Genomic DNA, 22,768 nt, shown 5'->3' with positions numbered 1-22,768 from the left:
TATTATTGGACAGCAAATTTTGCTGACTTCCCATTTTTATTACTTCCCAGACGAACAAAATAGATTCCGGTACTGGCATGAGACATATCTAATTGATATACAAACCTTCCGTTTGCATCTTTTTCAACAAAATTAGAAACAATAGTTTGACCAGTTAAAGTAAAAACATTTATCCTTAATGTTTGATCTGCATTAGAATCGCTCATCGTAATAAAAAATTGATTATTAGGTAGACTTGCTATTACTAGATCAGTATTAGGGTTTGTGTTTTCTCCTATCTCTACAGAGTAATCATGTGTAGTTCCAAACTGCATAGAGCCACAAGGATCATTAAGTGATGCGCCATTATTTGTATCAGTATCTCCAGCACGAATTCTTAGTCGATGAGTTCCTAATTGTGCGTTATCTCCAAAAGTAATTGCAAAATTTTGATCCGTATTTTCTCTATCAATAACTTCATTACTAAGTAGTAATTCAGATTCTTCAAAAACAGCATTGTCATTAAAATCTATCCATAATGATAGTTGTTCTGCAGTACCACTTGCAAACCCAGTTTGTACTGTTAAAATATATACTCCAACAGCTTTATCCAGGTTGATAGTCATGTTTGTAAAATCTTCATAACCTGAACTACAGGTAATATTAGTATTAGAAATATTAGATAGCACAAAAGAGGTTATTCCATCACCAAATTGAGTGCAATTAGAAGTAGGGGAGCATAAACGATGTTCAACAACTCTGGTAATACTATCATTAGTAGTATCCTCATCAGTTGTTAAGGCAGTTCCAAGTTGCAGCGTATAATTTTTGAATTCCAGAAGATTAGCAGTCTGTGTAAATGTATATTCTGCAGATTCTCCAACAGGAATAGTACCAGTAAAAGTTTCATTGACTGGATTTCCACCATCAAGCGTATAAAAAACAGGAATATTAGATTGTGGGTTTCCTCCGTAGTTTTGTATTTGTATTGTGATAGACTCTGTATCAGATAATCCTCCTCCACTAATAGGAGAGATTAATCCCACAACTCCCACATCATTTGGAAAAAGATTTAATACTTTTTTAGATGCACAGTCATTTTCTGGAGTAACATCACCAGCAAGATTAGTTTCTGCCTCGATAGTAAAATTTCTTCCAGAAGTCAAATCTGCTGTTGCGTTAAATGAAAAAGAAGCTGTTGCACCAGAAGCAATAGATCCGGTAAAAATTTCATTAACAACTGCACCGCCATTAATAGAATAACTTACAGGAATATTATTTTGAGTAGTCTCTCCAAAGTTTTTAATAGTAATTGTTACCACTTCTGCATTAGTAAATGTTGCATCGTTAGGGGTATCAATACTTATTACTCCTACATCATTCGCTACATCTGGAGCTATTTTGAAAACACCTACAATATTTCTGGAATTACTAGGTGAATCTTGAAAATACTCAGCAATATGCCAAAAAGTTTGATCATCGGTTGGATCTACCGTAAGTTGTGCATAATCACCATAACGATCTCTACCATTACGTTGTATATCAGTACCAATAGCGATATTCTCTTCTGTAAAAGTCATAGTTCCTAAAGGATCACTGGCTAATCTTCCTGTGTATCTAATAGAAGCAAAACTATCTTGGTTAGCACCGTTTGCGGTCGTTCCCATAGTAGTATATCCCATACCGATATTTCCAAAAATATCCATGGCCATACTTGCACACCAGGCACTTTTTCCATCTGGAGAAGTATATGTACCTTCTTGATAAACAGTCCAGGGCTGTCCGTCACCACTTTGTCGTAATTCGTACCAACGTATTCCAGCAATATTATCGGTGTCTGGCCTGTTATCAATATCCACAGCAAAATTAAGTACTACAGAATTATAATCGCAAAACCTTCTGTAATTGGTTGCAAACATAACTGCTCCTTGTAATACATCAATCTCCTGTCCTTCAGATCCTGGTTGAGGTAGATTACTAAAAGAACCACCATCAAAAGTAGAATCAAAGGATGTGATATCACCACCACTTACCGTAAGTTCTTCTGCTTCTGTAATTGTAGATTGATCAGGATTAATCCAATCAACATTGATTGTCCATAGTTTTAAAGCATCTTGCGATACATTTTGCCAGGCATCATCTTGAAAATAAATGATCTTAGCATCACCTTCAGGAGGTAACGTATTACCAATAGCATTAAAAGAAGCAGGACTGTAAAAACCTCCAATTCTAGCTCCGGGCAATGGAAATCCAATCATTTTTGCTCGTTCTGCACCAGCAAGCATTTTTTCTCTTTCTATAACATATACTACTTCACTTGTTTGTTGAGAGCCTTGATCTTTATTAGCAGTTACATAATATCCATCAGACCAGATTGAGAATTTTGTATAATCAGGAAAACTACCGGTCTCAAATCGATAGGTAAACCATCCATCATTTACAGGGTCGGGACCTTGCGAAACAGCAACCAAAAAACCATTAGGTGAATTTGAAAATTGAGTGATTACGAATCGATCTGCAAAACTATCATAGAATACAATCGGATCGCCAAGAGTTTCTCCTGGAAAAATATTTGCCAGGGATGTAGAGGGCACTAATACATTACCATTTCTGTCATGAATAGCAAAGGCAAAGTTTTTGGCACTTACATAATGATTAGGTCCTATAGCTCCAGTAGGATCAGAAGGTGATGAAGCACTTGAGTTTGCTTCAAAAGTTAATGAAGGAGCCCTACCTATTCTGATATTTTGAGCATTTTTTTGTTTAAAAAGAAGTTGATCTTGCCCTGTAGGTAATCCTTTTCCTGGTACTATCTTATTAGCGTCAGTTCTTCTTGGATTAATTTCTCCTTCTCGAGGTTTTTCAGGAATGAGCTTTTTACCTGTCAAGGGTGTTACCTTCTTCATTGCAGAAGATGTTGTTATTAAAGTGGCTTGTAACGTTTCCTTTTCTTGAGAAAACCCTATAAAACAGTATAATAAGAAAGAAAAAACAACAATCTTTTTCAATAACATGAGCGCAATTTTATATTGAGAAAATATTCAACTTTTGGACTAAAATACAATTTAACTTTAAAACATGGCAAAACACAATAGTTAATCTATAATAATAAAGGAGATATCATTTGCGTGATATCTCCTTTATTATTGCTCTTGTATAGGTTAAATATTATCTAACAATTATTTTCTCAGTCAATCTATTGGAATTATCTCCGATACTAACAATATAAATACCAGAAGCGGCATATGACATATCTAAATCATATTCATATAGTCCCTTTCCATTTTTATTTACATAATTAGATACAAGTGTTTGTCCAGAGAGTGTAAATACATTAAAAGTTAATCTTCCTTCAAAACTCGTATTTAAACTGATATTATATTTATCTTCTGGTAAACTTGTTACTATCATTTCACTTTCTGAGTTCACAAAATCAGGAACAGATAGTGGCTCTGTGATACTTGCAGTATAGTCATGAGTAGATCCATAACTCATCGAGTTACAAGGATCATTAAGATCTCCTGCAAAACTGGTATCTCCTATTCTTGCACGCATTCTATGATCTCCTAGTGGAGCATCAGTTGGAATTGTAATAGGAAAGCTAATATCAGTATTTGCAGAGGTTATTATACCATCTGTAACAAGTCGTTCAGAATCATCAAATGTATTATTATCATTAAGATCAATCCAAAGAGAAAACTTCTCGTCATCTCCGCTGGCATAACCACCTTGAAGAGTTATAGTATAGTTACTTACTGTCCTGTCTAAAGAAGCTGAAAGATTAGTGAAATCCTCATACCCGGTATTACAAGGAATGCCTGTATTAGAAAGATCAGAAAGTGCGAAAGATAAAATGTTATCACCAAAACTACAGTCTGAAGTAGGAGAACAGATTTCTTTAACTACTTCTACGGTGATTGAGTTGTTGGAGGCATTAGCATCCCCAGTTTGAGAAACTGTTAAAACAAAATTATAAGTTCCAAATGATGAAAGATCTGCTGTTTGATTAAAAGTGAAATTTGCACTTCCTCCAATGGCAATTGGTCCAGGAACAACTTCATTTACAGCAGCTCCTCCGTTAATCGTATAAGAAACCGGAATATTAGATTGTTCAACTCCTCCCAAATTATTTATTGTTATTGTAACATTTGTTGTTGCAGAAAGCTCTCCATTAGATTCAGGTGATACTAATGATACTAGTGCCAGATCTACTGCATCCAATTCTTTTACTATAACAGAATTACAATCATTTTGAGGGTTTTCATCTCCGGATAAATCAGTCTTTGCAGAAATCTGAAATGTATCAGCACCGCTTAAATCAGCTGTGGCACTAAAACTAAAGGAGGCAGTGCCATTAGCAGGAATAGAACCTGTAAACACCTCATTTACTGCTGCACCCCCGTCAATTTGGTAGCTTACCGGGATATTCGATTGTACAGAGGTTCCTAAATTTTGTATAGTAACGGTAACAGTTTCAGAATTACCAAAAACCGCATCTGATGGAGAATCTATAGAAGCAATTCTTACATCAGTTACTGGATTTGTCGCGATTTTAAATACCCCTACAACATTTCTAGCATTATTACCAGTACTCTCAAAATACTCTCCAATATGCCAGAAAGATTGATCATCTGTAGGATCAACAGTTAGTTGTGCGTAATCTCCATATCTAAAGTTTACATCTTGTGCTGTTCCTTCAGCTATAGTTTGTTCTGCTACAGTCATAGTTCCTAAAGGATCGCTAGCTAATCTCCCTGTATATCTTAATGAAGCAAAACTATCTGCAGTAGCATTATTGGCAGTTGTACCCATAGAAGTATATCCCATTCCGATATTTCCGAAGGCATCCATAGCCATACTTGCACACCAGGCACTCTTTCCATCGGGTGCTTCGTAAGTTCCTTCTTGATAAACTGTCCAAGGTTGACCATCACCAGCCTGACGTAATTCATACCACCTTACGGCTGCAATGTTATCTGAATCAGTACGATCATCTATGTCCACAGCAAAATTCATTACTACAGAATTATAATCACAAAACCTTCTATAGCTTGTCATATACATCATAGTCGACTGGATAACGTCAATATTTTGCCCGCCTCCTGGCTGAGGAAGATTATTAAAACTTCCACCATCAAAAACAGAATCAAAATCGGTTATAGCATTACTATCTGCAGTAAATTCTTCTGCTTCAGCAATTGTAGAGGAAGCAGGATTATCCCAGTTTACATTAATAGACCAAAGTTTTAAGGAATCATCGTTAACATCTTGCCAAGAATCATCTTGCATAAAAACAATTCTCATATCTCCAGCTGGAGGTAATTCTGGTCCTGTTGCATGAAAACCACCTGGACTAAAAAAGCCATTGTCTTCAATTCCAGGAAGAGAAAATCCTACCATTTGGGCATTAGGATCTCCTTTTAACAGCTTTTCTCTTTCTAAAGCAAAAACTACTTCGTTTGTTGTTTGAGCTCCTTGATCTTTATTTGCCGTTACATAATATCCATCAGACCAGATTGAAAATTTGGTGTAATCTGGAAAACTACTGGTAGTAAAACGATAAGTAAACCATCCATCGTTTACAGGGTCTGGCCCTTTTCCTACTGCGACCAAGAATCCATTTGGAGTATCACTAAACTGTGTGATCACAAATCGATCTGCATAATTATCATAAAATATTATGGGATCTCCTAAAGTTTCTCCTGGCCATATATTTGCTAAAGAATTAGAGGGTACTAAGACATTACCACTTCTATCATGAATTGCGAATGATGAATTCTTAGCACTTACATAATGATTTGGACCAACTGCTCCCGTTGGATCTGTAGGTGATGATGATGATGAATTTACTTCAAAAACCAGAGAAGGTGCTCTTCCCGGTTGAGTTCCAGCAGCATTACGTTGTATTGCTCTAAGGGGATCAACTCCTTTTGATCCTTTTCCAGGAACTACTTTACTTCCATTAGTTCTCCTTGGATTAATTTCTCCTGTTCTTGGCTTTGCCGGAATCAATGTTCTCCCAGCTAAAGGGGGTGTTTCACCAAGATAAATAGCTTTAATAACAGATGAAGCCCTTTTTGTTTCTTTTTCTTGCGCATTACCTAAGAAGGTAATAGCAAAAAACAGAAATACAAATGATAATTGTGTTTTCATAAAAATGGTTAATAAATAATATTATTGTTAATAATTATACAAATAAGTCCCTAGGAATTCTAAATACTTTAATTGTTTCCAAACAAAAATAAAAAAAGCCGCTTAAAAAAGCGGCTCATATTTGATAATCTATAATTTTATTTCAACCAATATTCAGCATCTGTCTTTTCTGAGATGATTGTTTTAAGGTCTTTAATAGAAACTCTTTTTTGCTCCATAGTATCCCTATCTCGAATGGTAACAGTCTGGTCATTTAAAGTATCGTGATCTACAGTAATACAAAACGGTGTTCCGTTTGCATCTTGTCTTCTGTAACGACGTCCTATGGCGTCTTTTTCATCATAGATAACATTAAATTTCCATTTTAAATCATCAACAATCTGTTGAGCGATCTCTGGCAACCCATCTTTTTTAACTAATGGAAGAATAGCAGCTTTAACAGGAGCTACTACAGCAGGGAGTTTTAAAACAACTCTACTGGTTCCATCTTCAAGATCTTCGTTTTGTAAAGCAGTAGCAAAAACTGCTAAGAAAATACGATCCAACCCTACCGATGTTTCTACTACATATGGAACATAACTTTCTTTCATCTCTGGATCGAAGAATTGTAATTTTTTACCAGAAAATTCTTCGTGAGCTTTAAGGTCAAAGTCTGTTCTTGAATGAATACCTTCTAATTCTTTGAATCCAAAGGGGAAATTAAATTCGATATCTGCGGCCGCATTGGCATAATGCGCTAATTTATCGTGATCGTGGAAACGATAATTTTCTTTTCCTAATCCTAGTGAAAGATGCCAGTTGAGACGAGTTTCTTTCCAATACTCGTACCATTTCATTTCTTCTCCAGGTTTGACAAAGAATTGCATTTCCATTTGCTCGAATTCACGCATTCTGAAGATAAATTGACGAGCTACGATCTCATTTCTAAAGGCTTTTCCTGTTTGAGCAATACCAAACGGAATTTTCATTCTTCCGGTTTTCTGAACATTAAGGAAATTCACAAAAATACCTTGAGCTGTTTCAGGTCTTAAAAACAAATCAGTTGCTGATTCTGCAGAAGCTCCTAATTTAGTGCCAAACATAAGGTTAAACTGACGTACTTCTGTCCAGTTTTTAGATCCCGTATCTGGATCGGCAATACCTAATTCTTCGATTAAAGCTTTAACATCAGCAAGATCTTCATTTTCAAGAGATTTCCCCATTCGTTTTAAAACTTCATCTCTCTGAGCAAGATATTTAACTACTCTTGGATTGGTAGCAACAAATTGCTCCTCATCAAAATCTTCACCAAATCGTTTTTTGGCCTTTTGAATCTCTTTTTGAGCCTTTTGATTGAGCTTTTCTGCATAATCTTCGATTAATACATCAGCTCTATATCGTTTTTTAGAATCTTTGTTATCAATTAACGGGTCATTAAAAGCATCTACGTGTCCAGAAGCTTTCCAGGTAGTTGGATGCATAAGTATAGCAGCATCTAATCCTACAATGTTCTGATGCATATAGACCATGCTTTTCCACCAATATTCACGAATATTCTTTTTTAGCTCTATTCCATTTTGACCATAATCATATACTGCACTTAAACCATCATAAATCTCACTAGAACCAAAAATATACCCATACTCCTTAGCATGGGCTATTACTTTTTTAAATGTATCTTCTTGCTTTGCCATTGCGCAAAAATAATTGAATTTAAACGAATTAAAAATGAATTTATTTAATTAATGATCAAGCACTGTAATTTCTAACAAAAACATAAAAAAACCGTCATACTAATTATTAATATGACGGTTGATTTTTTATTTATAATGAAATTATTTCAACTCAAATTGTGTATTAGAAATCATTTTTGGACCTGAAAACAGGTTTACTACATAATTTCCTTTTACCAACTCACCTTCAGCTGCATCAACTAGAACACATACATCTAAGGCATCGTTTTCATAAAACACTTTATTTCTTCCACTATATGTAAGTATTGCATCATCAAAGTTAATAGAAACTTTATCACCAATAAGGTTATTGTCAGGATTAACAACCTGAACAAAAAGTTCTTTATCTCCTTTTTCTGTTAATTTGTTAGGTGATAACGTAAAGCAAACTCTTACTTTTTCTGCTCTACTAGCTCTTGAAGTAGGTGAGATTTTACCACTATTACGAACTCTTACACCTTCTGCTTTGATATTTGCAGCAGTTAAGGCAGAACCTCTTTCTACAATTCCTGCAAGTCTATCATTTTGAGTTCTTAAAGAATCAGAGAAAATGATTCGCTGATTTAATGCTACAGAGGTGCTATCAAGATCTGTTGCTAATTGTTCATTAGCAGCAGTAAGACTATCTGCTAGTTTGAATAATCTTTCACGTTCTTTTTTCAATTTACTTACTTCTCTTCTGTATCTTGTGATTAGAGCTAAATTAGCTTCATTCTGCTCTACACTATCCAAAAGCACAACAATACGTTCCTTAGCCTTAAGTAAGTGATCATCCATTACTTCATTTAATGCAATTGCATTATCATATTTAGTGATTAATTCTCCTAATTCACTTTCAATAAGATCCTTTTCCTGTTGCAAAATTGCTTTATTTCGCTTTTCTTCGTTATAAAACTTATAAGTAAATATCCCCAGAATTAATAATAATGCTCCAAGAACTCCTATAAGAATTTTAAGGGTCAGATTATTGTTTTGAGTTGTCATAATAAATTTCTGATTTTGATGGTTACGTTAAATAGTAGATTAAATATGGTTAAATATAATAATTAATGTTTATTCCCCTAATAATATGCTAAGAGACTTAGCTTATTTATTCTATCCCATATATTGTGCTGCCTGTGACAGTCCACTATATAAGAACGAAAGATTGTTGTGTACATCTTGCAGACACCAACTACCTTTGGGCAATTTCCATAAGATAAACGCTAAAAAGATTGAAAAAGTATTTTATGGTCGAGCCAATATCCAAAATGCTACTTCATTATTTGTATTTGAAAAAGAAGGTTTAGTTCAAAACTTAATACATAATTTAAAGTATCGAGGACAAGAAGAGATAGGTAGTGAATTAGGTAAATGGCTTGGAGAAGAGTTGTTGAAAGTAGTTGAATATAAGGAGATTGATGTGGTGATCCCCGTTCCCTTACATAAAAAAAGATTACAAGAAAGAGGTTATAATCAAGTAGAAAAATTTGGAAGAGAAATAAGCAAGATGCTAGATGCAGAATATACTGATTCTGTATTGAAAAAAATTTCCTACAATTCTAAACAGTCTAAAAAAGGAAGACTTACGCGATGGATAAATGCCGCTGAAACATTTGGGATACAAAATGAGTCTTTACTAATGAATAAACATATTTTACTTGTTGATGATATCATTACTACAGGAAGCACAATAGAAGCCTGTGTTGATGTACTAAAAACAATTCCAGGAATTAAAATAAGTGTAGCTACCATGGCTATTACAGAATAATTATTTAAAATAGCTGTTATATGAGCTATTATAGAAAATAACTTATTTTATGAACGGTCCTAAAGGTTTGTTTTTGGCTTAAAATAGGACTTCATTAAGTTTTTTGTTTGTTATAAATAGTTGTTTCTTTGTGTCTTAAAATTGTTAAGGTTATATGTCCAAAAGACTTTATACGTTAGTATTTGCTGCTTTATGCATAATTCTAGTGGTTAATTGTGCAAAAAGAGGTTCGATTACCGGTGGTGAAAAGGATGAAATCCCTCCTGAATTTGTTAGAGCTATTCCTCCTAATTTCTCTACTAGTTATAATAAAGAGGAAATAAGAGTATATTTTGATGAATATATAAAATTAGATGACCCTCAGAAACAGATTATCATATCTCCACCAATGGACCCTAAACCCACAATTTTGCCTTTAGGAGGAGCAAGTAAGTTTGTAAGAATTAAATTTTTAGACACTTTATTAGAGAACACAACATATAGTATTAATTTTGGAGAAAGTATAGTTGACAATAATGAAGGAAATGCTTTTCCTTTTTTCAGATATGTTTTTTCAACAGGAGAATCGCTGGATTCTTTAAGTATTAAAGGAACTATTGTTGATGCGATACAAAAGAAAGTTGACCCATTTATAACTGTAGCTCTTTACGAGATTAATGAAGAGTACTCTGATTCATTAGTTTATAAAACAGTTCCAAGATATATAACAAGTACTTTGGACAGTATTAATTTTAATTTCTATAATTTAAAAGAAGGTACCTATAAATTAATTGCTTTAAAAGATGCGGCAACCAACTATACGTATGAACCAAAACAGGATAAAATTGGTTTTTATGAAGAAGTGATTACTCTTCCGGCAGATACAGCTAAGTTTTTCTCGGTAAATATTTTTAAAGAAATACTGGATTTTAGAGCATTAAAGCCAAAACAAGTTTCGAAAAATGAATTTATTTTTGGATACGAAGGAGTTTTGGATAGTATGAAGATTAAATTATTGAGTGAAGCTCCTGATAATTTTGAAACAAGAATTATTCCTGATAAAGAAAAAGATACGCTACATTATTGGTTTAAACCATTTTTTGAAGCAGATTCATTAATTTTTGAAGTTACTAACTCAAAAAACTACAGAGATACTATCATTACCAGGTTTAAGGATCAATATAAAGATTCTTTAAAACTTACATCGGATGTGAAAGGTAATTTAGCCTTGAATAAAGATTTTGTGATTTCTGCAAATACACCACTAGAAAGTATTGATGAAAAATTAATTACACTTAAAGATAAAGACACCGTAGAAGTACCGTTTAAAGTTCAATTGAACAAGGTTGATAATGAAGCTACAATTACTTTTGATAAAGCCGAAAGCAACTCATATTCATTGACATTTCTTCCTGAAGCAGTAAAAGATTTCATAGGTAATGCTAACGATACAATATATTTTAGGTTCAGAACTAAGAAATTAGCAGATTATGGTAAAATCTTTATGACGCTGCAAAACGTAAAACAGTACCCAGTTTTGGTTCAGGCTACGACTGAAAAAGGAGAAGTAATTTCTGAAAAAATTGCTGTAAATGAAGAAACTCTCATTTTTGATTACCTTAATCCAGGAAAATATAATATTAGAGTGATTCATGACACAAATAAAAACGGGAAATGGGATACAGGTAATTTTCTAAAGACAATACAACCAGAAAAAGTAAGTTACTTTCCGGATTTAATAGATGTTAGAGCGAATTGGGAATTAAAACAAACTTTTATTTTAAAATAAATAGCTTAGATAAACTTAAATCGATCTCTATCCTCAAGAAAAGGCAATTTCTTTCTGACATTAAGGAGATGAGATTTGTCTAATTGTGCAAAAAGAATTATTTCTTTTTCTACAGGATTTTCTTCTAATATAGAGTTTCCTAAAACATCATATATTGCCGAGTGGCCGTTGTATTCATATCCTTTACCATCCAACCCTACACGGTTTACACCAATACAATAAGACATGTTTTCTATTGCACGAGCTTGTAATAAGGCATCCCAGGCATTGATTCGAGGTTTTGGCCAACTTGCGACATATAATAAAACATCATATCCTGATGTATTTCTTGCCCATACCGGAAATCTAAGATCATAACAGACTTGTAATTTAATTTTCCAGTCGAGATATTCTATAATAACCTCTTCTTGTCCTGCGGTAAACACTTTTTGTTCCTGAGCAAGGGTAAATAACTGATGCTTATCGTATTTCTGGATTGTACCATCAGGTCGTACAAAAAGAAAACGATTATAAAAGTTTCCAGAATCCTCGATAATGATACTTCCTGAAATTGCACTACCTGTATCCTTAGCAGTATTAATTAACCATTTTACTGTTTCTCCATCCATTGTTTCTGCAACTTCAGAAGCATTCATAGTAAATCCCGTTGTAAACATTTCTGGTAATATGATCAAATCTGTTTTTCTGTCAATTGATTTGATTTTTTGAGTAAAAGAAGCCCTGTTTTGAACAGGGTTTTCCCAAGCCAAATGAGATTGAATTAAAGCAATATCTAATGTCTGATTCATCTGTTTATTTTTACTTTATTTTCAATGGTCAGATAGAATTTACCAATAATCATTTCAATAGATATTAACTCAATTCTTATCGTTCATTTTATAGGATAAAAATAGTAAAATACTACTCAGAAAAAGTACTTACTAAAAGTTAAAAGATTATAGTTGAATAACTCTTAATGATTTAGGCATTTTACCCTCGTCATTTTTCCAGAAAATCCTTATTTTCGCAGACTTAACAGAAAGAACGATCAAATGAGCACGAAGTTTCCTGAATACAAAGGACTTGACTTACCAGAAGTAGCTGACAAAATACTCGATTTTTGGCAACAGAATGACATATTTGAAAAAAGTATGAGTGAGCGTGAAGGAGCAGAACCGTTTGTGTTTTTTGAAGGACCGCCTTCTGCAAACGGATTACCTGGAATTCATCACGTCATGGCTCGTGCTATTAAAGATATTTTTTGTAGGTATAAAACCCAGAAAGGATATCAAGTAAAGCGTAAAGCTGGTTGGGATACTCATGGGCTTCCAATAGAGCTAGGAGTAGAAAAAGAACTAGGTATTACCAAAGAAGATATAGGTAAGAAGATTACAGTTTCAGAATATAATGAAGCTTGTAAAAAAGCAGTGATGCGATATACTGATATTTGGAATGACCTTACTCAAAAGATAGGATATTGGGTAGATATGGAAGATCCATACATCACCTATAAATCCAAATATATGGAGAGTGTATGGTGGTTACTTTCTCAAATTTATAAGAAAGGACTGTTGTACAAAGGATACACAATTCAGCCCTATTCTCCAAAAGCAGGAACGGGTTTAAGTTCACATGAACTTAATCAACCAGGAACCTATCAGGATGTTACAGATACTACAGTAGTAGCTCAGTTTAAAGCCAAAAAAGAAACGTTGCCTTCATTTTTAAGTGATGTAGCAGAAGATGTTTACTTTTTGGCCTGGACGACCACACCTTGGACACTTCCATCTAATACAGCATTAACGGTTGGATCTAAAATAGATTATGCTTTAGTAAAAACATTTAATCAATATACGTTTGAGCCTGTCAATGTAATTTTAGCCAAAAATCTAATAGGTAAGCAATTTTCTGGGAAATTTGTTTTGGCAGAAAATGATGAAGCAATACAAACTTTTAAAGAAGGAGATAAAAAGATTCCTTATACAATCCTTAAAGAATTTAAAGGATCTGAACTTGTAGAGATTCGTTATGAGCAATTAATAGATTATGCGTTACCAAATGATAATCCTGAAAATGCTTTTAGAGTAATCTCAGGAGATTTTGTAACGACAGAAGATGGTACTGGTATTGTTCATACTGCACCAACTTTTGGAGCCGATGATGCTATGGTTGCCAAACAAGCAACACCAGAGGTTCCACCAATGTTGGTAAAAGATGATGATGATAATCTGGTTCCATTAGTAGATTTACAAGGTAAGTTCACCAAACATATGGGTGAGTTTGCTGGTAAATATGTTAAGAATGAATATTATAATGATGGTGATGCACCTGAGAAATCAGTAGATGTAGAAATCGCTATTAAACTAAAAATAGAGAACAAAGCCTTTAAGGTTGAAAAATACGTGCATAGTTACCCTAATTGTTGGCGTACTGATAAACCTGTACTTTACTATCCATTAGATTCCTGGTTTATAAAAGTTACAGATTTTAAAGATCGCATGCACGAACTTAACTTAGGGATCAATTGGAAACCTAAGGCAACAGGAGAAGGAAGATTTGGTAATTGGTTAGCCAATGCTAATGACTGGAATCTATCACGTTCACGTTTTTGGGGAATACCATTACCAATCTGGAGAACAGAAGATGGTAAAGAAGAAGTGATCATTGGATCAGTAGAAGAGTTAAAATCCGAAATGAAAAAAGCTGTTGAAGCAGGAGTGCTTGAGGCTGATCTTTTTGCTGACTTTGAGATAGGAAATATGAGTGAAGAAAACTATGATAAAGTAGATCTTCATAAAAATATAGTTGATCAAATCACATTAGTTTCTGCATCTGGAAAACCTATGAAGCGAGAGAGTGATCTGATTGATGTATGGTTTGACTCAGGATCTATGCCTTATGCGCAATGGCATTATCCATTTGAGAATAAAGAAAAAGTAGAAGCAGGAGAAAGAAAAGCTGATTTTATTGCAGAAGGAGTAGATCAAACACGTGGATGGTTCTATACTTTACACGCGATCGGAACAATGATATTTGATGATGTAGCCTATAAGAATGTAGTATCTAATGGATTGGTTCTGGATAAAAATGGTCAGAAAATGTCTAAAAGATTAGGCAATGCTGCAGATCCTTTTGAGACATTAAAGACGTATGGACCTGATGCCACTAGATGGTATATGATTAGTAATGCTAATCCTTGGGATAATTTAAAGTTTGATTTAGAAGGGATAGCCGAGGTACGCCGTAAGTTTTTCGGAACCCTATATAATACATATTCCTTTTTTACATTATATGCCAATATCGATAACTTTAGCTATGCTGAAGCTAATGTTTCATTATCTGAAAGACCAGAGATCGATCGATGGATCCTTAGTGAGCTACATACTTTAATCAAAAATGTAGATGAATATTATAATGATTATGAACCTACAAAAGCGGCAAGAGCTATTTCTGATTTTGTACAAGAAAATTTGAGTAACTGGTTTGTAAGATTAAGTAGAAGAAGATTCTGGAAAGGTGATTATGGGCAAGATAAAATCTCGGCATATCAAACCTTATATACTTGTATGCTTACTGTTGCTAAATTAGGAGCTCCTATAGCACCATTTTTTATGGATCGATTGTATAAAGATCTTGTTGCAGGAACAGAAAAAGAAGGTTTTGAAAGTGTACATTTAGCTCATTTTCCAGAGTATGATGAATCTTTTGTAGATAAAGGTCTTGAACATAAAATGCAAAAGGCACAAACCGTCTCTTCATTAGTACTTTCTTTACGTCAAAAAGAGAAAATCAAAGTGCGTCAACCGTTACAACGTATTATGATTCCAGTGTTAAATGAAGCTGAAAAAACAGAGATTAATGACATTGCTGAACTTATAAAAAGTGAAGTAAATGTTAAAGAAATAGAGCTTCTAGATGATGCTTCGGGCATATTAGTAAAGCAAATTAAGCCTAATTTTAAATCTTTAGGCCCTCGTTTTGGCAAAGATATGAAGCTGATTTCCAATAAGATACAAGGATTTGATCAGGAAACTATTAAAATTCTTGAACAAACTGGTAGTTTTGATGTAGAAATTAATGATAAAATTGTTACATTAGGTACCGATGATGTTGAAATCAGTTCTCAAGATATTGAGGGTTGGTTGGTTGCAAATTCAGGCCCCTTGACTGTCGCACTGGATGTGACAATAACTCCTGAGCTTAAGAAAGAAGGAATTGCCAGAGAACTTGTAAATCGTATTCAGAATATCCGTAAGGATAGCGGGCTTGAAGTGACTGATAAGATAGAAATTGTTTTTGAAGAAAATAAAACTATTAAAGAAGCTGTTGCGACCAACGAGACATATATCAAAAATGAAACCTTAACCGAGACAATTGAGTTTGCAACTGATGTAATAAACGGTACAGAAATTGCGTTTGATGACATTGCAACCCAATTGATAATAAAAAAACATTAAGAATATGGCAGAAGATATCAAAGTAAGGTACAGTGATAATGATTTGGCAAAGTTTAAGGAGATCATTGTCGAAAAAATGGAAAAAGCACAGAAAGATTTAGAATTGCTAAGAAGTGCTTATAAGAATGATGGGAACAATGGTACAGATGATACTTCACCAACCTTCAAAGCTTTTGAAGAGGGAAGTGAAACAATGTCTAAAGAAGCAAATACTCAGTTAGCAATTAGACAAGAGAAATTTGTACGAGATCTTAAGAATGCGCTTTTACGTATAGAAAATAAAACATATGGTATTTGTCGTGTCACTGGAAAACTAATTAACCCAGAACGATTAAAACTTGTACCACATGCGACGCTTAGTATAGAGGCTAAGAATATGCAGAGCTAAGAATATTTCATTCTAATTTATTAAAAAAGACCTTCAAGATTTTCGAATCTTGAAGGTCTTTTTTTTTTCTTCTTTTTAAAATATAAAACCAATAGCTTTCTCATTGACTAAAAAAAGAAAAACTATGATTTCTTTGCTAAATCATAGGGTGTATCAATAGTAGAAAGGTGTTTTATCTAGTACAGAAATAAAAAATAGAAGATTTATTACGTTAAATTTATGTAATAAAAGATACTATATGTAACCTTTTTAAAAAACGCAGGTATTACTAATAGAAACTAACCAAAAAGAGTGACATCTTGAAAAATTTAACTGACGAAGAATTAATGATTCTGGTATCTAATGGAGATTTAGATAAGATGAGTGTGTTGTTTGATCGATATCATGTCAGAATTTTTAATTTTTTATTAAAGATGACCAGAGATCGCGATGTGAGTCAAGATATTACTCAAGAGGTTTTTTACAAGGCTATAAAGTATAGAACCTCATATAAAAAAGGAAAGTTTTCATCTTGGATTTATACGATTGCGAGAAATATATTCTCTGATCATTATCAAAGACAAAAAAATAAAGATCAACGTTTAGATGATTTTCAATATAAAACTGAAAGTGAAGAAATAGATACTATCGAAAGGGTTGAGGATTCAGAACAATTAAAAAGAGCATTGGGGCAACTCAACAATAGTGATAAAGAATTGATTATTATGAATCGATATCAAGGTATCAAATATCAGGAGATTGCAGAAATCACGGGATCAACAGCTGGAGCTGTTAAAACCAAAGTGCACCGAGCAATCCATAAATTAAAAGATTATTATTTACAAAATATATAATGATATGAACTGCAAACAAATACAAGATCAACTTATCGATTTTATAGATGATAATTTAGATCAGAAGACATATCAAATAGTTAAAATGCATCTTAAAAGTTGTGATGATTGCAACAATGAGTTTCAAGAGCTTCAAGGTATTTTTAAAGGAATCCAGAATGAACCACAAGAGCTTCCGGATGCAAGTATGAAGATGAACTTTGAACGTATGTTGCAAGAAGAAAAAGACTTATTAAAAGAACCTAAGGTAGTTTCGCTTCCTAAAGAATCTAGAAATTACTGGAGAACAGCTTTTCAGATTGCAGCAACAATTACTTTGGTGATTTCAGCATATTTCTATGGAAAACTAGAGAGTAATGAATCGCTTTCTCAGGAGATGGCAGTTTTAGAAAAAGAAAAAATAGAAATGAAACAAAGCATGACAATTTCTTTGATAGAAAATGAATCGGCAAGCAAAAGATTACAGGCAGTAAATTATGCAGAGGAGTTTGAAAAACCAGGAAACGAAATTTTAAAAGCTTTGATAAATAAAATGAATTATGATGATCATATTAATGTGCGACTGGCTGCAGCAGAAGCACTAGCAAAGTTCTCAGATTCTGATATGATTCGCAAAGCATTAATCAATGCGCTGGATACAGAAAAAGATCCGGGAATGCAGGTAGAATTAATTCAAATTTTAGTGTCTATTCAGGAAAAACGCGCAGTTCCTGCAATGGAAAAATTACTTCATAATGAAGAAACACCTAATTATGTAAAAGATCAAGTAACTATTGGTCTACCAAGTTTAATTTAAAATTATAATCAAAAAACGAATAATCATGAAAAATATAGCAATAGCACTTGTCCTTTTATTAACGATAGGAAGTTTAAAAGCACAGGAAGATTATGTACAATCTCTTCAAGGAGTCAAGAAAGTAAAAGTACACTCAGAGTCAGGTGTAGAAATTAAGGCGCACGATAAAAATGAGGTTCTAATCGTTGGAGGAAACCGCAAGATGCCTGAAAAAGCACGAGGATTAAAAGCTGTTTATGCAGGAGGAAGCGACAATACTGGTTTTGGAGTATATGCATTTAAAGAAGGAGAAACACTTATTCTTAAAAACTTAAAAAATATGCATAGTAAGACACTTCAGGTCTTTCTTCCAAAAAACGTAAATATATCTATTGAAAGAAGTAATTTAGGAAGTATCGAAATTAGTGGATTCTCTTCAGAAATTGAAGCTACTACTAATGTGGGTAATATTACATTTAGAGATGTTACAGGTCCTATTGTCGCTAAGACAGCTACAGGAGAGATTAATGTTGTTTTTAATAAAGTGAGTCAGAGTTCTCCTATTTCATTGATTTCTGCTACAGGAGCTATAGATGTAAGCCTACCATCTAATACTCCAGCCAATTTAGAGCTAAAAACAACAATGGGCGAGATCTTTACAGATTTTGATATCAAATTTCCAAAAGAAGATAATAATATGAAAATTCTTGTTGGAAAAAGAACAATCGCTACCGAATTAAATAACGGAGGAGTAGAAATTAGTCTAAGATCATCGACAGGTAATATCTATCTGAGAAAACAATAACAGGTCATTAACAATCAAAAATCGAACATCATGAAAATTTTAGTAAACCTATTTATTTTGTGTCTTATTTCTGCACAGATAAATGCACAAAAAGTAATCGAAAAAGAGATCAATACTTCTGCCGATAGAATTAAGGCTGAGTTTAAATTTGCTGATGATATCACTATCAAAACCTGGGATAAAAATGAAGTGTATCTTAAAGCAGAAGTAAGTATTAACGGAGGTCAGTTTGATGATTATTATACACTTAATATTGATAACAATTCTTCTGTTTTAAATATAGAATCGGATTATGGGGATTTATTTGATAAATGGAAAAAAGAACGAGGATCTAATAAAAAGAACAATTGGGATCCGTGCAATAATCTTGATATAGATGCGAATTATACCTTGTATCTTCCTAAAAAATCTGAATTTAGAATAAAAAGTATTTCAGGAGATGTAGCTTCAGAAGACTATCAAGGCGATTTAGAAGTAGATATCATAAGCGGTGATATAGATATAAAAAAATATAGCGGTGATCTAGTCCTTAAAACAGTAAGTGGAGATATTGATGTTAAAGTATCAAAATCAAAACTAAGAGCTGAAACCGTAACAGGAATGATCTATTCTGACAAGGATATGAATTTTGATCAGGGAAAAAACAGAATGGTTGGGAGTAAAGTTACAGGAAGTTTTGGAGATGTTAAAAGTCAATTAGAGCTCAAAACAGTTAGTGGAGATATATTTATTCGCAAACAATAAGCACAAAACAAAATTAATTTTAAAGTGTTATGGGATTTAGCTACCTTACATATATGAGGCAGCTAAATTCTTTTTTTATACTGGTTATGTTTACCACTATTATGGTAGGACAGTCTTCTATTGATAAAAGTATAGATGCATCAGGTCTTAAGGAAGTTACTATTATTCTTAATAATACTTTTCAGATCGAAATTAGTAATAACCTTGAAGATAAAATTATATTTAGTGTGCAATCTGAAGGAGAATATCAAGATCGCATATTGATAAATACACAAAGATTAGAAACATCGGTAGTTCTGCAGGATGATGTACAACCGTTTTCAGAAAGCCATAATGATAAATTAAGTGCTCATAAGGTTTTTGCAGTTAAAGTAAAGATACAAATACCGCCATATCTTAAGGTTGTAGTGCAATCACGAACTGCTTCATTAAATATAACCGGAAAACTAAAACATCTTTTTGCAGAACTCAATTCTGGGGATTGCCTGCTCAAATCATATATCGGAGAAGCGATGATCAATACGTTTACAGGAAATATTGATATATATACAAAAGATGCTTCTATTAATGCTTCGACAAGATCGGGTGAAATTAAAGGAAAAATGACTTTTGGTCGATATCCGATTGAATTAAAATCGATAAGCGGAAACATAAATATCCATAATATGAAATAAAACACTATTTTTGTCCGTCGTATTTTATACGCTTGTATAAACTAAAAACACCTATGTCCTTAAAGAAATCTATTTTAGTGATCATTTTAGTACTGTTAATAGATCAGATCACAAAAATTTATATTAAAACTAATTTTGCATTGCATGAAGAAGTTTCTGTATTCTCATGGTTTCGTATAGTTTTTGTTGAAAATAAAGGAATGGCCTGGGGTTTTGAATTACCAGGTAGTTACGGTAAATTAATCCTTACTTTGTTTAGATTAGTTGCGATAACAGGTATTGCTTATTGGTTATATGACTCTGTAAAAAAGAATAGCCCTAAGATACTTACGTTTTGTATTGCTCTAATTTTTGCTGGTGCTTTTGGTAACATCATAGACTCTATATTTTATGGTATGTTGTTTGGCGCAAGTACACCTGTAGATGTTGCAGGGTTTTTACCAGACGGAGGCGGTTATGAGAGCGTTTTTTATGGTAAAGTGGTAGATATGATTCAGTTTACATTTTATAATGATACTTTACCAGAATGGATACCTTTTTGGGGAGGTGATCATTTTTCTTTCTTTGATCCTGTTTTTAATATAGCTGACTCTGCTATAAGTGTTGGAGTATTTTTATTAATTGTTTTTAATAAAAAAGCATTTCCAAAAAACATTGAATCTTAATATAGCTTTTAGTCTAATATTCTATGAAAGTCGTCTAACTTGATCGGTTTGGTAATATAGTCAGAGACTGCATCAATTGATTTGGCTCGTTCAATATCACGAGAATCAATAGAAGAGCTGACTACATAAAGGTCAATTTTTTTAGAGAGTTTATTTTTGATTTTAGAAAACTCATGAAGAAACTCCCATCCATCCATAATGGGCATATTAAGATCTAGAAAAATAACCTGAGGAACATCATAATCTTGTATATCCTCTTTTAGAACTTTCAGAAAAAAATCTAAAGCTTCTTTGCCGTTATTAAAAACTAAAACAGATTCAGATAGCTTTTTTAACTCAATAATCTTACTTACTAAACTAATATAAATATTGTCATCATCTATGATGCAAACGCTTTCGATATTTTGGGACATTGTGGGGTGTTCTCAAAATTAAAATCCGAATATAGCATAATCTATTTTCGAACACAAGAAATGATAATTGTTTATGTGCTTATATTTTATTGCTTTAGAAACCAGACAGAAGTTGTCAATAATCATTTCATAAAATTATAAATTTCAGAAGGTGTCACACAATAATTTAAACCAATATCTGTAAGCAATATGTTATCAATCGTTTCTTCTGCAGAAAAAAAAGAAAGACCAACTTTTAAAGTATCTGAAGGACATTTTGCTAAAAATTTATCATAGAACCCTTTTCCATACCCTACACGATTTCCCGCCTGATCAAAAGCTAGAAGAGGTATAAAAACGACTTCAATTTTACTTTCAGGAATAGGAATCCCATCGATAGGTTCAGGAATCCCCCATGAATTCGTTTTTAGTATAGTATTATCTGTAAGAAGAAAATGCTCTAAGGAATGATTTTCGAAATCACTTTTTGATACTACTACGTTTTTATCCTTGCCTTGCAGAATATGTAATACAAACTCTGTATTAATTTCTTTTTGCTTTTGAATAGGTAAAAAAAGATGATAATATGATTTTTCCCAAATAGGTAATTGAAGCAATTGATTGGCAATATCCATACTTAAATCTTCAATGGCAGAAAGACTCAATTCTGATCTAAGAGCTTTATACTTTTTACGTAATGATGTTTTATCCATTAGTTAATTTCTAATTCGGTTGTAATTCTAAAAATGGCATCACCTTTATAGACTATAGGAGCTTCGTTTACATTAATAATATATCCGTCATTGGGTGCTTTTACAACATGTCTTTTTGTGCCATATGGATCTGTTATAGTTGCCAGAACCTCTCCTTTTTCTACGTGTTTTCCAAAAGGGATTTTGATATGTAATAAACCACTGTACTTTGCTCGTAACCAGAAGCTTTTTCTGATAATAATACTTTCTTCTGTTTTATCAGGTATTGAAAAAGAAGGCTGCAACATTTGAAGATGATCCAAAATACGCATAGTGCCATACACCCCTTCTAGAGCAATGTGCTTACTACTGTTTTGAGACTTGCCTCCTTCAAATAATAGAATATCTATCTCTTTTTTGGCACAAGTAGAACGATAAGATCCATCAAGGTTTTTAGAAAGCAACGTGAATGGAGCATTGAATATTTTTGATAACTCCACAAGCTTTTCATTTTTAGGGTCTACTCGTATATGTGGTGCGTTAAATCTGCTCCCGCCTCCAGTATGGAAATCAAGACAGAGATTTGCTACAGGCAGAATTTGATTAACAAATTGATGAGCAAAACGACTTGCAAGTGACCCGTTCTTGGTTCCTGGAAAAACCCTGTTTAGATCTCTCCCATCAGGAAAAAATCGATTCATACTTAAGAAACCAAATACATTCAGTACAGGAATACAAATAATACTCCCTTTTGCAGGTTTATTAATTTTTTTCGCGATAATTTGACGTACTACTTCAACTCCATTAATTTCATCTCCGTGAATACCTGCTGTGATAAGAATAGTTGGTCCTGGTTTTTTAGACCTTTCAATGATAATAGGTATTTCTACCTTGGTTGAGGTGTATAATTTGGCGATATTAAAATTGATAATTTTACTACAACCAAGGGGTATTTCTTCCCCCAATATGTTTAATATGTCTTGTTCTGGTGTTTTAGTCATA

18 protein-coding genes are annotated in these 22,768 nt (G+C 33.2%); 10 read left to right on the top strand and 8 right to left on the bottom strand.

What is annotated here, in order from left to right; translation table 11 throughout:
* Positions 1-2 precede the first annotated feature (2 nt).
* From U0D62_RS06515 to U0D62_RS06500, 4 genes are all read right to left on the bottom strand, one after another.
* A complete protein-coding gene (locus U0D62_RS06515) occupies positions 3-2,993 on the bottom strand; it encodes a GEVED domain-containing protein (RefSeq protein WP_322194680.1) in 2,991 nt (996 codons plus the stop codon).
* Positions 2,994-3,147: 154 nt separating this feature from the next.
* On the bottom strand, positions 3,148-6,132 hold the full coding sequence (locus U0D62_RS06510) for a GEVED domain-containing protein (protein ID WP_322194678.1): 2,985 nt from the start codon (positions 6,130-6,132) through the stop codon (positions 3,148-3,150).
* Positions 6,133-6,269: 137 nt separating this feature from the next.
* The gene (locus U0D62_RS06505; RefSeq protein WP_322194676.1) at positions 6,270-7,805 is read right to left on the bottom strand and encodes a glycine--tRNA ligase; all 1,536 of its coding nucleotides are present in this window, start codon (positions 7,803-7,805) and stop codon (positions 6,270-6,272) included.
* Positions 7,806-7,946: 141 nt separating this feature from the next.
* The gene (locus tag U0D62_RS06500) at positions 7,947-8,828 is read right to left on the bottom strand and encodes a hypothetical protein (RefSeq protein ID WP_322194673.1); all 882 of its coding nucleotides are present in this window, start codon (positions 8,826-8,828) and stop codon (positions 7,947-7,949) included.
* A gap of 85 nt (positions 8,829-8,913) precedes the next feature.
* Between U0D62_RS06500 and U0D62_RS06495 the strand changes: the two genes are divergently transcribed.
* The gene (locus U0D62_RS06495; protein WP_322194672.1) at positions 8,914-9,594 is read left to right on the top strand and encodes a ComF family protein; all 681 of its coding nucleotides are present in this window, start codon (positions 8,914-8,916) and stop codon (positions 9,592-9,594) included.
* Positions 9,595-9,748: 154 nt separating this feature from the next.
* Entirely contained in the window at positions 9,749-11,362 is a 1,614-nt protein-coding gene (locus U0D62_RS06490) for an Ig-like domain-containing protein (protein WP_322194670.1), read from the top strand.
* 5 nt (positions 11,363-11,367) lie between these two features.
* Here the strand turns inward: U0D62_RS06490 and U0D62_RS06485 are convergent, their stop codons facing one another.
* Positions 11,368-12,150, bottom strand: a complete 783-nt coding sequence (locus tag U0D62_RS06485) for a nitrilase family protein (protein ID WP_322194668.1) — start codon at positions 12,148-12,150, stop codon at positions 11,368-11,370.
* A gap of 243 nt (positions 12,151-12,393) precedes the next feature.
* Between U0D62_RS06485 and ileS the strand changes: the two genes are divergently transcribed.
* From ileS to U0D62_RS06445, 8 genes are all read left to right on the top strand, one after another.
* A complete protein-coding gene (ileS, locus tag U0D62_RS06480) occupies positions 12,394-15,798 on the top strand; it encodes an isoleucine--tRNA ligase (protein WP_322194666.1) in 3,405 nt (1,134 codons plus the stop codon).
* Between the two features lie 4 nt (positions 15,799-15,802).
* Positions 15,803-16,186 (top strand): TraR/DksA family transcriptional regulator, encoded by a 384-nt coding sequence (locus tag U0D62_RS06475; RefSeq protein WP_322194665.1) that lies wholly within the window; start codon positions 15,803-15,805, stop codon positions 16,184-16,186.
* Between the two features lie 299 nt (positions 16,187-16,485).
* Positions 16,486-17,019 carry an RNA polymerase sigma factor gene (locus U0D62_RS06470; protein WP_322194663.1) on the top strand — a complete coding sequence of 178 codons (534 nt, stop codon included), beginning with the start codon at positions 16,486-16,488 and terminating at the stop codon, positions 17,017-17,019.
* A 4-nt stretch (positions 17,020-17,023) separates the two neighbouring features.
* Positions 17,024-17,815 (top strand): HEAT repeat domain-containing protein, encoded by a 792-nt coding sequence (locus U0D62_RS06465; RefSeq protein WP_322194661.1) that lies wholly within the window; start codon positions 17,024-17,026, stop codon positions 17,813-17,815.
* Between the two features lie 25 nt (positions 17,816-17,840).
* A complete protein-coding gene (locus tag U0D62_RS06460; RefSeq protein ID WP_322194659.1) occupies positions 17,841-18,599 on the top strand; it encodes a DUF4097 family beta strand repeat-containing protein in 759 nt (252 codons plus the stop codon).
* A gap of 30 nt (positions 18,600-18,629) precedes the next feature.
* On the top strand, positions 18,630-19,343 hold the full coding sequence (locus tag U0D62_RS06455; RefSeq protein WP_322194658.1) for a DUF4097 family beta strand repeat-containing protein: 714 nt from the start codon (positions 18,630-18,632) through the stop codon (positions 19,341-19,343).
* Positions 19,344-19,372: 29 nt separating this feature from the next.
* The gene (locus U0D62_RS06450; protein ID WP_322194656.1) at positions 19,373-20,017 is read left to right on the top strand and encodes a DUF4097 family beta strand repeat-containing protein; all 645 of its coding nucleotides are present in this window, start codon (positions 19,373-19,375) and stop codon (positions 20,015-20,017) included.
* A gap of 53 nt (positions 20,018-20,070) precedes the next feature.
* Entirely contained in the window at positions 20,071-20,682 is a 612-nt protein-coding gene (locus U0D62_RS06445; RefSeq protein WP_322194654.1) for a lipoprotein signal peptidase, read from the top strand.
* Positions 20,683-20,690: 8 nt separating this feature from the next.
* Here U0D62_RS06445 and U0D62_RS06440 read toward each other — a convergent pair whose 3' ends face one another.
* From U0D62_RS06440 to U0D62_RS06430, 3 genes are all read right to left on the bottom strand, one after another.
* Positions 20,691-21,095: a response regulator gene (locus U0D62_RS06440; RefSeq protein ID WP_322194652.1), complete on the bottom strand. Its 405-nt coding sequence runs from the start codon at positions 21,093-21,095 to the stop codon at positions 20,691-20,693.
* 122 nt (positions 21,096-21,217) lie between these two features.
* Positions 21,218-21,787 carry a 5-formyltetrahydrofolate cyclo-ligase gene (locus tag U0D62_RS06435; protein WP_322194651.1) on the bottom strand — a complete coding sequence of 190 codons (570 nt, stop codon included), beginning with the start codon at positions 21,785-21,787 and terminating at the stop codon, positions 21,218-21,220.
* Positions 21,787-22,767 carry a succinylglutamate desuccinylase/aspartoacylase family protein gene (locus U0D62_RS06430; RefSeq protein ID WP_322194650.1) on the bottom strand — a complete coding sequence of 327 codons (981 nt, stop codon included), beginning with the start codon at positions 22,765-22,767 and terminating at the stop codon, positions 21,787-21,789. Before U0D62_RS06430 ends, U0D62_RS06435 begins: the two co-directional genes overlap by 1 nt.
* Between the last annotated feature and the right edge of the window lies 1 nt (position 22,768).

The organism is Aquimarina callyspongiae (genome assembly GCF_034322225.1).
Lineage (GTDB): Bacteria > Bacteroidota > Bacteroidia > Flavobacteriales > Flavobacteriaceae > Aquimarina.
Note: the sequence above shows the minus strand (reverse complement) of the source record. Positions and strands in the feature narration are given on the sequence as shown.